The 13,305-nt window shown below is 64.3% G+C and carries 12 protein-coding genes and 1 pseudogene; 7 read left to right on the plus strand and 6 right to left on the minus strand.

All coding sequences use genetic code 11. The annotated features are described in order from the left end of the window. Window positions 1–135: 135 nt before the first annotated feature. From AC5PZ0_RS27810 to AC5PZ0_RS27820, 3 genes are all read left to right on the plus strand, one after another. The gene (locus AC5PZ0_RS27810) at window positions 136–696 is read left to right on the plus strand and encodes a Smr/MutS family protein (RefSeq protein WP_027596007.1); all 561 of its coding nucleotides are present in this window, start codon (window positions 136–138) and stop codon (window positions 694–696) included. 69 nt (window positions 697–765) lie between these two features. After that, the gene (folE, locus tag AC5PZ0_RS27815; RefSeq protein WP_027596006.1) at window positions 766–1,311 is read left to right on the plus strand and encodes a GTP cyclohydrolase I FolE; all 546 of its coding nucleotides are present in this window, start codon (window positions 766–768) and stop codon (window positions 1,309–1,311) included. Between the two features lie 59 nt (window positions 1,312–1,370). Then, the gene (locus AC5PZ0_RS27820; protein WP_238216108.1) at window positions 1,371–1,736 is read left to right on the plus strand and encodes a glutaredoxin family protein; all 366 of its coding nucleotides are present in this window, start codon (window positions 1,371–1,373) and stop codon (window positions 1,734–1,736) included. Between the two features lie 372 nt (window positions 1,737–2,108). Here AC5PZ0_RS27820 and AC5PZ0_RS27825 read toward each other — a convergent pair whose 3' ends face one another. After that, window positions 2,109–2,711, minus strand: a complete 603-nt coding sequence (locus AC5PZ0_RS27825) for a glutathione S-transferase family protein (RefSeq protein WP_493856167.1) — start codon at window positions 2,709–2,711, stop codon at window positions 2,109–2,111. Between the two features lie 145 nt (window positions 2,712–2,856). On the opposite strand from AC5PZ0_RS27825, the gene AC5PZ0_RS27830 reads away from it, so the two are divergent. Then, complete coding sequence (locus tag AC5PZ0_RS27830) at window positions 2,857–4,047, plus strand: benzoate/H(+) symporter BenE family transporter (RefSeq protein WP_493856168.1); 1,191 nt, start codon at window positions 2,857–2,859, stop codon at window positions 4,045–4,047. A gap of 277 nt (window positions 4,048–4,324) precedes the next feature. On the opposite strand, the gene AC5PZ0_RS27835 is transcribed toward AC5PZ0_RS27830, so the two are convergent. The 3 genes and pseudogenes from AC5PZ0_RS27835 to AC5PZ0_RS27845 form a co-directional block, all read right to left on the minus strand. After that, a complete protein-coding gene (locus tag AC5PZ0_RS27835; RefSeq protein WP_454244193.1) occupies window positions 4,325–5,206 on the minus strand; it encodes a methyl-accepting chemotaxis protein in 882 nt (293 codons plus the stop codon). After that, a pseudogene (locus AC5PZ0_RS27840) lies at window positions 5,186–6,265 on the minus strand (HAMP domain-containing protein); the annotation flags it as partial. The gene AC5PZ0_RS27835 and the pseudogene AC5PZ0_RS27840, both read right to left, overlap by 21 nt. 117 nt (window positions 6,266–6,382) lie before the next feature. Further along, window positions 6,383–7,780, minus strand: a complete 1,398-nt coding sequence (locus AC5PZ0_RS27845) for an aminotransferase-like domain-containing protein (RefSeq protein ID WP_493856169.1) — start codon at window positions 7,778–7,780, stop codon at window positions 6,383–6,385. A gap of 473 nt (window positions 7,781–8,253) precedes the next feature. On the opposite strand from AC5PZ0_RS27845, the gene AC5PZ0_RS27850 reads away from it, so the two are divergent. Beyond that, window positions 8,254–9,423: an MFS transporter gene (locus AC5PZ0_RS27850; protein ID WP_493856170.1), complete on the plus strand. Its 1,170-nt coding sequence runs from the start codon at window positions 8,254–8,256 to the stop codon at window positions 9,421–9,423. Window positions 9,424–9,504: 81 nt separating this feature from the next. On the opposite strand, the gene AC5PZ0_RS27855 is transcribed toward AC5PZ0_RS27850, so the two are convergent. Further along, window positions 9,505–10,266: an SDR family oxidoreductase gene (locus AC5PZ0_RS27855; protein WP_186679476.1), complete on the minus strand. Its 762-nt coding sequence runs from the start codon at window positions 10,264–10,266 to the stop codon at window positions 9,505–9,507. Between the two features lie 538 nt (window positions 10,267–10,804). Here AC5PZ0_RS27855 and AC5PZ0_RS27860 point away from each other — a divergent pair. Next, the gene (locus AC5PZ0_RS27860) at window positions 10,805–11,806 is read left to right on the plus strand and encodes an NADP-dependent oxidoreductase (protein ID WP_099428572.1); all 1,002 of its coding nucleotides are present in this window, start codon (window positions 10,805–10,807) and stop codon (window positions 11,804–11,806) included. A 339-nt stretch (window positions 11,807–12,145) separates the two neighbouring features. Here the strand turns inward: AC5PZ0_RS27860 and pyrF are convergent, their stop codons facing one another. Then, window positions 12,146–12,847: an orotidine-5'-phosphate decarboxylase gene (gene pyrF / locus AC5PZ0_RS27865; RefSeq protein WP_493856171.1), complete on the minus strand. Its 702-nt coding sequence runs from the start codon at window positions 12,845–12,847 to the stop codon at window positions 12,146–12,148. Between the two features lie 182 nt (window positions 12,848–13,029). Here pyrF and AC5PZ0_RS27870 point away from each other — a divergent pair, with 182 nt between their 5' ends. After that, complete coding sequence (locus AC5PZ0_RS27870; RefSeq protein WP_236236133.1) at window positions 13,030–13,197, plus strand: DUF2897 family protein; 168 nt, start codon at window positions 13,030–13,032, stop codon at window positions 13,195–13,197. Window positions 13,198–13,305: the final 108 nt, after the last annotated feature.

The raw sequence follows: 13,305 nt of genomic DNA on the forward strand, positions 1-13,305 counted from the left end.
TCGCGGGTAAACCCGCTCCCACAAGGTTCAGTGTCCGCGCGAAACCTGTGGGAGCGGGTTTACCCGCGAAGAGGCCCGCACAGGCTGCACACAGCCCCACAGTCGCGTAAACTACGCCGCCCACGTGGAGGCATCATGCAAGACGACGACTTTTCCCTGTTCCATGCCGAAGTGCGCGGCGTCAAGCCGATCAAGCACGACCGTGCCGAGGTCGGCAAACCCAAGGCCGACCGCAAGCAGCTGGCCGGCCTGCGGCAGGCGGCTACCGTGCGCAGCGACAAGGCACTGGTGATCGACGGCATGTCCGACCAGTTCGTCATCGACGTTGGCGCCGAAGACGAACTGATGTGGCGCCGTGACGGCGTGCAGGAAACCCAGCTGCGCAAACTCAAACTCGGCCAGATCGCTTTCGAGGGCAGCCTCGACCTGCACGGCATGACCGTCGAGAAAGCCCGTGAAACACTCTGGGACTTCATCGCCGAGGCCACCAAGCTGGAAGTGCGCTGTGTCCGCGTCACCCACGGCAAGGCCGCGCGCCTCGACGGCAAGCGCCCGATGATCAAGAGTCACGTCAACACCTGGCTGCGCCAGCACCCGCAAGTGCTCGGTTTTGCCTCGTGCAACCCGCGCCATGGCGGCACCGGCGCGGTGTATGTGATGCTTAAACGAACCATGCTCGAAGGACGCGACGAGTAACGCCGCGCTTGCAGCGCCGCCCTTGCCGCCGTACCCTTCGTTTTTGCGATTTTTCCCACAGGTAGATACATGTCCCTGGAACAGAACTACACCGAGATTCTCAGCCAGATCGGCGAGGACGTCTCCCGTGAGGGCCTGCTCGACACGCCCAAGCGGGCTGCAAAGGCCATGAAGTACCTTTGCCGCGGTTATGAGCAGACGCTGGAAGAAGTCACCAACGGCGCGCTGTTCACCTCCGACAACAGCGAGATGGTACTGGTCCGGGACATCGAGCTGTACTCGATGTGCGAGCACCACATGCTGCCCTTCATCGGCAAGGCGCACGTGGCCTACCTGCCCAAGGGCAAGGTGCTGGGCCTGTCGAAGGTGGCACGCATCGTCGACATGTACGCACGCCGCCTGCAGATTCAGGAAAACCTCAGCCGCCAGATCGCCGAAGCGGTCGAGAAGGTAACGGGCGCTGCTGGCGTGGCCGTGGTCATCGAAGCCAAGCACATGTGCATGATGATGCGCGGTGTCGAGAAGCAGAATTCGAGCATGATCACCTCGGTGATGCTGGGCGAATTCCGCGCCAACGCCGCCACCCGCAGTGAGTTCCTCAGCCTGATCAAGTGATTGGCTGGTTACCCTGAGCCGACCCTGCTGGGTCGGCTTTTTCTTTTCAGGAGTTGCCCATGATCGTCAAAGCCCTGCGGGTTGGCCTCGGCCAGCTCATCGTGTTCGGCGACTGGATCAGCCGCCCGGCCAAGCGCAAGCGCGATGCCGCCGCCCAGGCGCGTGTCGAGCAAGCGGCCAGTGGCCTTGCGCTGTACCAGTTCCATGCCTGCCCGTTCTGCGTCAAAACCCGCCGCACCCTGCACCGCTTGAACGTGCCGGTGGCGCTGCGTGACGCCAAGAACGACCCGGAGCATCGCCAGGCGCTGCTGGAAGGCGGTGGCCGCGTGAAAGTGCCGTGCCTGCGCATCGAGGAAGAAGGCAAGGTGAGCTGGATGTATGAGTCCAAGGCCATCATTGCCTACCTGGACAAGCGTTTCGCCTGACCTGGCACCGCTTGGGCTGACCTTGTACCTCTTCGGCTGACGTTGTACTTCTTCGGCTGACCTTGTACTTGTAGGAGCAGCCTTGTGCTGCGAAGAGGCCGGTGCAGGCTGAGGATATCTCTGTGGCTTGCACCGGCCTCTTCGCAGCACAAGGCAGCTCCTACAATGAATTGCGCCAGGCAAGGAATTGCGCCAAGGCAAGGAATTGCGCCCGGGCGGGGAATTGCGCCAGGCAAGGAATCGCGCCCGGGCAAGGAATTGCGCCCAGGCGGGGAATCGCGCCCGGGCGGGGAATTGCGCCAGGCAAGGAATCGCGCCCGGGCGGGGAATCGCGCCCAGGCGGGGAATCGCGCCCGGGCTAGTCGAATAGGCTCAGCCCACCATCGGCACATGCCGCGGATGGCTGGCCACGCGCTCCAGCCAGGCCCTGACCGCCGGGTAATCCGCCAGGTCGAACCCACCCTGCTGCGCCACATGGGTGTAGGCATACAACGCCACGTCGGCAATCGAATACTGCTCCCCCACCAGGTACGGCGTCATCTGCAACTGCCGCTCCATTACCTTCAGCGCCTTGTACCCGCCCTTGTGCAGCTTGCGGTACTCCTCCAGCCGATCATCCGGCAGCCCCAGGTAAAACTGGATGAACCGCGCCACGGCAATATACGGCTCATGGCTGTACTGCTCGAAAAACTGCCACTGCAAGACCTGCGTGCGCAACCGCGGCTCAGTGGGCAGGTACTCGCTGCCGTCGGCCAGGAAGTTGAGGATGGCATTGGATTCCCACAGGTACGTGCCGTCCTCCAGCTCCAGCACCGGCACCTTGCCATTGGGGTTCATCGCCAGAAATTCGGGCGTCTCGGTTTCGCCTTTTAGAATATCCACCGGGTGCCACTCATACGGCCGGCCCAGCAGGCTCAGCATCAGCTTGACCTTGTAACAGTTGCCCGACTGGTAATCGCCATAGACCTTGTACATCACCCCTCCCCTCCCATGCAGTTGCGCATTCGTGCCCAATAGTTGGCGACTGTACGGCTAAAAGCAATGGCCGCTGTATGGCAAGGATCAACCTTGCTCGCGTTAGTCTGAAAAAACTGCTTACACCTTTACAAGGATTTTGTTCATGACCAATGCCACTTCCGCACGCCTGCGGCCCCTGGCAGACAGCTCCCCGTCGGCGGTGGTCGCCGGCTTCATTGCCATGCTCACCGGCTATACCAGCTCACTGGTGCTGATGTTTCAGGCCGGCCAGGCGGCCGGGCTGACCACTGCGCAGATTTCGTCCTGGATCTGGGCGCTGTCGATCGGCATGGCGGTGTGCAGCATTGGCCTGTCGCTGCGCTACCGCACGCCGATCACCGTGGCCTGGTCGACCCCAGGCGCTGCGCTGCTGATCACCAGCCTGGGCGGCGTCAGCTATGGCGAGGCCATCGGGGCGTACATCACCTGCGCCGTGCTGGTGCTGATCTGCGGCCTGACCGGCAGCTTCGAGCGCCTGGTCAAACGTATTCCGGCCTCACTGGCCTCGGCGCTGCTGGCGGGTATCTTGTTCAAGATCGGCAGCGAGATCTTCGTCGCCGCGCAGCATCGCACCCTGCTGGTGCTGGGCATGTTCTTCAGCTACCTGCTGGTCAAGCGCCTGTCGCCGCGTTACTGCGTGCTGGCCGCGTTGCTGGTCGGTACGGCGCTGTCTGGCGCCCTTGGCCTGCTGGACTTCAGCGGCTTCCGCCTGGAAGTGGCCACGCCGGTGTGGACTGCGCCGAGCTTCTCGCTGGGGGCGACCATCAGCATTGGGATTCCGCTGTTCGTGGTGGCGATGACCTCGCAGAACATGCCCGGCGTGGCCGTGCTGCGGGCCGATGGCTACCAGGTACCGGCTTCACCGTTGATTTCGGCGACCGGGTTTGCCTCGTTGCTGCTGGCACCGTTTGGCTCGCACGGGGTGAACCTGGCAGCGATCAGCGCAGCGATCTGCACCGGGCCACATGCCCATGAAGACCCGAGCAAGCGCTACACCGCGGCGGTGTGGTGCGGGATTTTCTATGGCATTGCCGGGGTGTTCGGGGCAACGTTGGCGGCGCTGTTTGCGGCGTTGCCGAAAGAGCTTGTGCTGTCGATTGCGGCCTTGGCGTTGTTTGGCTCGATCATGAACGGGCTGACCGTGGCCATGGGCGAGGCGCGCGAGCGTGAGGCGGCGTTGATTACCTTTATGGTGACGGCGTCGGGGTTGACGCTGTTCTCGATCGGGTCGGCGTTCTGGGGGATTGTGGCGGGGGTTTTGACGTTGATGATTTTGAATCCGCGTAGGGTATGACGGGAGATCGGCGTCGGGGTTGAGATCGAGCGCCGCCCGCGCGGCGCATCGCGAGCAACGCTCGCTCCTACGTTTGTTTCGGGCCAGTTATTCCTGGGGCAAACGCGCGCGACCGCCTTGGCGCATGGCGCGATATCGCGTCGAACAAACAAGGTGATCGCGTGCGCCTGTCACAGGCGTTATTGGCCAAAAACAAACGTAGGAGCGAGCGTTGCTCGCGATGCGCCGCGCGGGCGGCGCTCGATCTCAATACCGACACACCTGCCCCGCCAAGCACCTACAACCTGAAATGCCCCACCATCCCCTTCAAGTCCGTGCCCAACTGCGCCAGCTCGACACTCGACCTGGCATTGTCCTGCATCGCCAACGCCGCCTGATCGGCACTGCCGCGGATCTGCGTAACGCTGCGGCTGATCTCTTCGGCCACCGAGCTCTGCTGCTCGGCCGCGGCGGCAATCTGCTGGTTCATCTGCTGGATCATTGAAACCGCCGAGGCAATGCTGCCCAGCGCACTTTCAGTCTGCAACACATCCGCCACCGCCAAACGCACCAGCTCGGTACTGCCGCGGATCTGCGCCACCGACTGCTGGGCGTTGCCGCGCAAGCTCCCCACCAGGGTCTCGATCTGCTCGGTCGATTGCCGGGTACGCCGGGCCAAGGCCCGCACCTCATCGGCCACCACCGCAAAACCACGCCCCTGCTCGCCCGCACGCGCCGCCTCGATCGCGGCATTGAGCGCCAGCAGGTTGGTCTGCTCGGCGACGCTCTTGATCACTTCCAGTACATCGCCAATGGTGTGGATCTCGGCACTGAGGCTGTCGATGCCGGCACTGGCCGTCTCGGCAGCCGACGCCAACTGCTCGATACGCTGCATGCTTTGACGCACCACCACTTGCCCAGACTCGACCTTGTCATCGGCAGACTGGGCCGCCTGCGCCGCTTCCTCGGCATTGCGCGCCACATCGTGCACGGTAGCCGTCATCTGCTGCATGGCGGTGGCCACCTGTTCGGTCTCCTCCTTCTGGCTGCCCACCTCGCGGTTGGTCTGCTCGGTCACCGCCGACAGCGCCTGCGCACTGCCGGCCAGTTGCTCGATACCCTGCTGCAGCCCACTGACAATGCCCGACAGCCCGGCCGCCATCTGCTGCATGGCCTGCATCAACTGCCCCACCTCGTCGCGGCGCGGCGCTTCTGCTTCCAGGCTCAACTCGCCCGCGGCAATGCGCTGGGCACGGGCGATGACGCGCTTGAGCGGGCCGACCACCGCACGGGTGATCAGCCAGGCCGCCAGCACACCCACCAACAGCGCCAGCCCCGTGGCCAGGGCGATGGCCAGGGCATTGCGCGACAACTCACCTTGCAGGGCCTGCTCCTGCGCCAGGTAGGCCTGGTCGACCCGGCCGGTGACCTGCTCGGCCCGCGCCTGCAGCTGCGCCTTCAGGCCCTGTTCCTTGGCCAGCAGGTCGGTGTATTCGTTGAGTTTGTCGGAGAAACTGCCGATGTGCCCAGCCACTTCGCCCAGCACACTCTGGTACCCGGCATCACTGACGGCGGCCTTGAGCTGCTCGACCAGGCTTGCGGCTTCGAGGGTCTGGGCGATGCGCGTCTGGCCCGCGCCTTCTTCACCCTTGCGGCTCTTGTCCAGACGCACGCGGGCTTCGTCCATTGCTTGCAGCATCAGCCGCGACACCTGCGCCACCTGCGCGGCCTGCTCCAGAAACTCGCCGCCCTGCTGGCCCTGGGATTGTTTGAGGGTGTAGGTGCCGTCGTCGGCCAGCCCGGCCTGCAGCACATCCAGGTTGTTGGCCACGCTGGACACCGACCAACTGGCCATGTCCAGCGCCAGCTCCTTGGCCTGCACTGCTTCGACAAAGGCCTCGAACGCCTGGCCATAGGCGCTTAGCTCAGCCTCGGCCGCCGCCAGCGCCGGCAAGCCACGGGCACGTTCGGCCAAGCCCTGCAGGCCCGTGCGCAAGGCCTCGGCCTGCTTGATGTCGGAACTCATGGCAAAGGTTTGTTCGTGCTGGCGCAACCTGAGCAGGTCGGTATTGAACTGGGCCAGCTGGCGCAAGCCGTCGAAGCGCTGGCCCACGCTGTGCAGCGCGGCGATGCCGATGGCCGCCACCGCCAGCGTCAACAACAGCACCAAGGTAAAGCCCAGGCCGAGCTTGCGGGCCATGCCCAGGTTGGCCAGAACACCGTGCTTGGTCGCGCCCATCGCCGATTCCCCTTCACCTTGTCAGGTTTTGCCGAAGGCCAAGCGTGGCAACGATACCCGTGCACTCACAAGGGCCTGACGCCAGAATAGTGTCAAATAGCTATGAGCGTGTCGCTTTCAGTGTGCTGGAGGTCGCCCTGCGTGTTTGAAGAAGGCCTGGGCGCGGGAATCCTGCCCGTAAGCGACATTGATGCGCAGCCAATCGCTGGTCGCGCCCTGGTAATCGAAGGCGCTGCCAGGGGTGAGCAGCACCGCATGCTCCAGGGCCAGCCGCTCCAGGCTGGCAACGTCGCGCCCGGGTACCCGCGCCCACACGAACATACCGCCGTAAGGCTCACAGAACACCTCCCACCCTGCATGCTCCAGCTGCCCGAGCAACTTGGCCATGTGCTGGCCCAGGCGCACCCGCAGGCGTTGCACGCTTTTGCGGTAGCTGCCGTTGGCAAGCATCTGCCCCACAACCTGCTCGGCGAAGCGCGACGTGCCGATGCCACTGACCATCTTCAGCTCGGCCAGCCGCGCCAGCAGGGCCGAGTCGGCGACCAGGTAGCCGACCCGCAGCGAGCTGCTGAGGGTTTTGGAGAAGCTGGCCATGTAGATGACCCGCTGTTCGCTGTCCAGCGTGGCCAGGCGCGTGGCCGGGCCTTCCTGGAAGTCGGCGTAGATATCGTCTTCGATGATGCGCAGGTCGTGCTCGCGGGCCAGCTCCAGCAGGCGGTAGGCAACCTTGGGGGTCAGGCTGGTGCCGGTCGGGTTGTGGTACAGGCTGTTGATGAACAGGCATTGCGGGCGGTGTTCGGCCAGCAAGCGCTCCAGCGCCGCCAGGTCTGGGCCTTCGGCCAGGCGGGGCACGGGCAACATGCGCACCTGGTGCTGGCGCAGCAGGTTGTACAGGTTGTAGTAACCGGGGTTTTCCACCAGCACCGTATCGCCAGGGCGCAGCAAGGTGCGCACCAGCAGGTCGAGGCCATGGCTGGCGCCTTGAGTGGTGAGGATGCGTTCGGGCCCGGCGGCGATGCCCTGGCGCGCCAGGCGCTTGTGCAGTTGCTGACGCAGGCTGGCCAGGCCCAGCGGTGGGCAGTAGTCGAATAGGTCCTGCGGGTTGCCGCGGCTGACCTGGCGCACCGCCTGGGCCAGCTCGGTGGCCGCACGCCAGCTGTTGGGCAACCAGCCACAGCCGAGCTTGAGCAGCTCGTCATGGCCCTCGCGAAACTGCCGCCAGTGGCCATCGCCAGCCTCGCCCCAGGGCAAGCCATCGTCCGCCTCGCCCACCGGTTTGCGCTCGGCGACGAAAAAGCCAGTGCCATGCCGCGCCTCCAGCCAGCCGCTGGCGACCAGGCGATCATAGGCCTCGATCACACAAGACGCGCTGACCGCCTGGCTGCGCGCCAACGCACGGATCGACGGCAGACGGGCGCCGGGGCGCAGGCGTTGGTGGCCGATCCAGGTTTGCAGGTGGTCGGTGAGTTGCTGCACCAAGGGCGTGGTGCTGGTGCGGTCTAGAGGGAAGTGCATGGCAAGTGTTCGCAGGTTTTGAGCGAACAGTTAAGCATAAATGGGGTGGCGGTGTGTCTGGTTGCGGGGGCTGATTGGAATCATTGTTGCCACACCAGCATGGCCCTCACATCGCACGCGATTCGGGTAGGAGCACGCTGTACCTGTGGGAGCGGGCTTGCCCCGCGAAGAGGCCGGTGACAACACAGAAAATCTTGATTGTTTTCACTGGCCTCTTCGCAGCACAAGGCTGCTCCTACCCGGATTTTTCACAGCCCATTGAACCGCGCGCTGTACCTGTGGGAGCGGGCTTGCCCCGCGAAGAGGCCGGTGACAACACCGGAAATCTTGGCTGCTTGCACTGGCCTCTTCGCAGCACAAGGCTGCTCCTACCCGGATTTTTCACAGCCCATTGAACCGCGCGCTGTACCTGTGGGAGCGGGCTTGCCCGCGAAGAGGCCTGCACTGCCCTTAAAAAAACCAGGATCTTACCCATGCCCCGCGCCCCCGCCAGACTGGCCTTCGCCCTGTGCCTGATCACCCTCGCCGTCAACCTCCAGGCCCCGCTCTACATCACCTATGCCGACCTCTCCGGCCAGGGGGCCGCCGCCACCGCCGTGGCCTTCTCCGGCTACGTGCTGGGCGTACTCCCGGTACTCCTGGCCCTCGGCGGGCTGGCCGACCGGGTTGGCCGCCGCCCATTGATCATCGCCGCGCTGATCCTGTCGATGATCGCCACCGTGCTCATGCTACTCGCCCCCAGCCTGCAAACCCTCGGCCTGGCGCGGCTGGTCCTGGGCCTGGGCACCGGCCTTGCCTCGGCCACGGCAACCGCCTACATGGGCGAGCTGATGGGCAGTGACGGCAGCCCCCATGCCGCCAACTGGGTCACCGCCAGCACCTCGCTCGGCTTTGGCCTGGGCGCCGCGCTTACCAGCCTGTTCCTGCTGCGCGGCCCGAGCCTGACCCCAGGCAGCTTCCACCTGCAGCTGCTGCTCGCCGCCGTTGCCCTGGTGCTGGTCTGGCGCCTACCCGACCCGCGCCCGACACAGCGCAGCGCCATGCTACGGCTGCCGTGCTACCCCCGCGGCAGCGTTGCCTACGGCCTGGCCATCTTGCTGGCCTGGGCCTGCGTTGGCTTGGTCATCGCCCTGCTGCCGGGGATTTTGCGCCAGCATGGTCTGAGTGCCTGGTCGGGGTTTTCGACCTTCTGCGTGATCAGCTGCGGCTTGTTGTTCCAGCCGATGGCACGTCGCCTGTCGAGCCTCAAGGCCACGCTGCTGGGGCTGCTGATTCTGCCGTGCAGTTACGCGGTGCTGGCTTGGGGGGCTGATGCTGGGCAACTGGGGGCCGTGTTGCTGGGCGCGGTGGCGGCCAGCAGTGCGTGTTACGGGTTTATCTACCTGGGCGGGTTGGCGGCGGTGAACCAACTGGCCGGCACAGAAAAAACCCGGGCCAGTGCCGGGTTCTTCCTGCTGGCGTACCTAGGCTTCAGCTTGCCAGTGATCTTTACCGGGTTGCTGAGCGACCGCTTGGGGTCACGGATGGCCTTGCTGGTGTTTGGTGGGGTGCTGCTGCTGGGGTGCGTGCTGGTTGGGTTGGCGTTGTGGTTGTCTGCGCGGGCCCTATCGCCGGCAAGCCGGCTCCCACAGGAGGTGCGGTGACCCACAAGCACCAGGTGACCTGTGGGCGCCGGCTTGTCGGCGATAGGGCCGGGGATGACTGAGCAATACCCTGAAAGCGGGTCAGATCGCCGTAGCTCCACCATCCACTGTCAAACTGTGCCCCGTGGTGAAGGCGGCCCCATCGCTGCACAGGTACAGCACCGCACTGGCAATCTCCTCCACCTTGCCGATGCGCCCCACCGGGTGCATCGCCGCCGCGAATTCCGCCTTGCGCGGGTCCGCTTCATAGGCACGGCGGAACATGTCGGTATCGATCACCGCCGGGCACACCGCGTTAACCCGGATGCCCTTCTTCGCATACTCGATGGCCGCCGATTTGGTCAGGCCGATGACCGCGTGCTTGGAGGCACTGTAGATGCTCATCTTCGGCGCCGCCCCCAGCCCCGCCACCGACGCAGTATTGACGATCGCCCCACCGCCCTGGGCCAGCAGCAATGGCAACTGATACTTCATGCACAGCCACACCCCTTTGACGTTGACGCCCATGATGGCGTCGAACTGCGCCTCGCTGCCCTCGGCCAAGCGGCCCTGCTCGATCTCGATACCGGCATTGTTGTAGGCATAGTCCAAGCGGCCATAGGCGGCGATGAGCTGCTCATGCAGCTGGCGCACATCCGCCTCCCGAGTAACGTCGCAGGCGATGAACATCGCATCACCGCCCGCCTCGTGAATCAACGCCACCGTGGCCTCACCGCCGACCGGGTCGAGGTCGGCCACCACCACCTTCAAGCCTTCACGGGCGAAGGCCAGCGCCGTTGCCCGGCCGATACCTGCGGCGCCACCGGTGACCAGGGCTACCTGGCCGGAAAAGGTCATGCTCATCGTTTGCTCCTGGTTGTTGTTGGGGTTGCATCAGGGCCGCTAGGTGCAGGGCTGGAGAGGGTGGCGCCTGTGAGATCGAGCGCCGCCCGCGCGGCGCATCGCGAGCAACGCTCGCTCCTACGTTTGTTTCGGGCCAATTATTCCTGGGGCAAACGCGCGCGACCGCCTTTGGCGCATGGCGCGATCGCGATATCGCGTCGAACAAACAAGGCGGTCGCGCGCGCCTGTCACAGGCGTTATTGGCCAAAAACAAACGTAGGAGCGAGCGTTGCTCGCGATGCGCCGCGCGGGCGGCGCTCGATCTCCCGGCCACCAAACATCTTCCGCCGAACACCTGCCGGCCATTACCCAATGCCGCGCCAAACACCCACCCACCATCACCCACCCTCTGCCCCAGAGCATAGTCACCCCCTTCCCCCCAGTGCAGCATCATCACACCCACGGTTGAGCTACCATGCCTACCAGTGATTTTGCGCTACAACCTGCATCAGCAAGGTAAATTGCCCCTACACCGATCAACTGCCCACAAGGACCCGCCATGACCCAGACCAACCGCCGCTTCCTGCTCGCCAAACGCCCGGTCGGCGCCGTGCGCCGTGACGACTTCAGCTTCGAGGCAGTACCCGCCGAACAGCCCGGCGAAGGCCAGATTCTGGTGCGCAACCTGTACCTGTCCCTCGACCCCGCCATGCGCGGCTGGATGAACGAAGGCAAGTCCTATATCCCCCCGGTCGCCCTCGGCCAAGTGATGCGCGCCCTCGGCGTCGGCGAAGTGGTGGCTTCCAACCACCCCGACTACAAACCCGGCGACCACGTCAGCGGCCCGCTCGGCGTGCAGGACTACTTCACCGGCGAGCCCCAAGGCCTGCACAAGATCGACCCCAGCCTCGCCCCGCTGCCCCGCTACCTCTCGGCCCTGGGCATGACCGGCATGACCGCCTACTTCGCCCTGCTCGAAGTCGGCCAGCCCAAAGCCGGTGACACCGTGGTCATCTCCGGCGCCGCCGGCGCAGTCGGCAGCATCGTCGGGCAGATCGCCAAGCTCAAAGGCTGCCACGTGGTCGGCATCGCCGGCGGCGCCGAAAAATGCCAATACCTCAAGGACGAACTCGGCTTCGACGGCGTCATCGACTACAAGGCCGAAGACGTGCTGGCCGGCCTCAAGCGCGAATGCCCGAAAGGGGTAGACGTGTACTTCGACAACGTCGGCGGCGAGATCCTCGATGCCGTGCTCACCCGCATCAACCTCAAGGCCCGCATCGTCATCTGCGGCGCCATCAGCCAGTACAACAACAAAGAAGCCGTCAAAGGCCCGGCCAACTACCTGTCGCTGCTGGTGAACCGCGCGCGCATGGAAGGCTTTGTGGTGTTTGACCATGCCAAGGATTACGGCAAAGCCGCGCAGGAAATCGCCGGCTGGCTGGCCGCTGGCAAAGTGAAGAGTAAGGAAGATGTGGTGGAAGGGTTGGAAACCTTCCCAGAGACGCTGCTCAAGCTGTTCAGCGGCGAGAATTTTGGCAAGTTGGTGTTGAAGGTCTGACAGCGTAGGCCCTGGATTTCAGTGCCTGTCTCGATTGTTGTGTCGGGGCGTAAATCGAGCGCCGCCCGCGCGGCGCATCGCGAGCAACGCTCGCTCCTACGTTTGTTTTTGGCCAATAACGCCTGTTGCAGGCGCGCGCGACCGCCTTGGCGCATGGCGCGATATCGTGTCGTACAAACAAGGCGGTCGCGCGCGTTTGCCCCAGGAATAACTGGCCCGAAACAAACGTAGGAGCGAGCGTTGCTCGCGATGCGCCGCGCGGGCGGCGCTCGATCTCACAGGCACCAAAACTGCTGTGGCGAACCCCTACCGACGCAAACGCAAACCCAACCCAACCCCTTACCCGCGAATTTCAGCTACAACCGCAGCCAAAGCCTGTGCCGGGTCCGCCGCCTGGCTGATCGGCCGCCCGATCACCAAGTAATCCGAGCCAGCATCCAACGCCTGGCGCGGGGTCAAAATGCGGCGTTGGTCATCCTGGGCGCTACCTGCCGGGCGAATACCCGGGGTCACCAGTTGCAGCGAAGGGTGCGCAGCCTTCAGTGCGGTCGCCTCCAGCGCCGAGCACACCAGCCCGTCCATGCCCGCCTTCTCGGCCAACGCCGCCAGGCGCAGCACTTGTTCTTGCGGGTCAACATCCAGGCCGATACCCGCCAGGTCTTCACGCTCCATGCTGGTCAGCACGGTCACCCCAATCAGCAACGGCTGCGGGCCGCTGCGCTGGGCCAGCACTTCACGGCATGCCGACATCATGCGCAGGCCACCGGAGCAATGCACGTTGACCATCCACACGCCCATCTCGGCGGCAGCTTTGACGGCCATGGCCGTGGTGTTGGGGATGTCGTGGAACTTGAGGTCGAGGAATACTTCGAAGCCCTTGGCACACAAGGTTTCGACGATGCCCGAGGCACTGCTGGTGAACAGCTCCTTGCCAACCTTTACCCGGCACAGCGCAGGGTCAAGCTGGTCAGCCAGCTTCAGAGCGGCCTCACGGGTAGGGAAGTCGAGGGCGACGATCAGGGGCGTCTGGCAGGCGGACATGGTCAGGGTCTCTTGGCAAGTCGAAAACGGCGCGCATTGTAAACGAAGTGACGCAGGCTTTGGGGGCCGCGGGTCATGGAATTGGCTCTGCAAGGCCTGACTTCTATAATTGAACCAAAGGAACCGGCAATTGCTCAAATTTCATACAAGCGCCGCCCCATGATCATCAAAGGAGAACGACAATGCCCTGGTATGCCTGGCTGATACTCATCATAGCCCTCGGCTCGATTGTCGGCGGCTTGATGATGCTGCGAGATACGGCGAAAAAACTGCCGTTGACGGATGAGCAACTGCGCAAGGTGCATGAGCGCAATGCTGAGGCTGATGCAAAGGACTCTCAGGACCGCTAAATCCCCTGCCCCATTCCCTGTAGAAGACAGCAACGTCCATTCGACGTCGCTGTCATGCCAAATGAAAAGGCCTTAGTCCGCCCCTTCTCTAACCTGTGGGAGCGGGCT

Source organism: Pseudomonas sp. 5.2, from assembly GCF_059025405.1.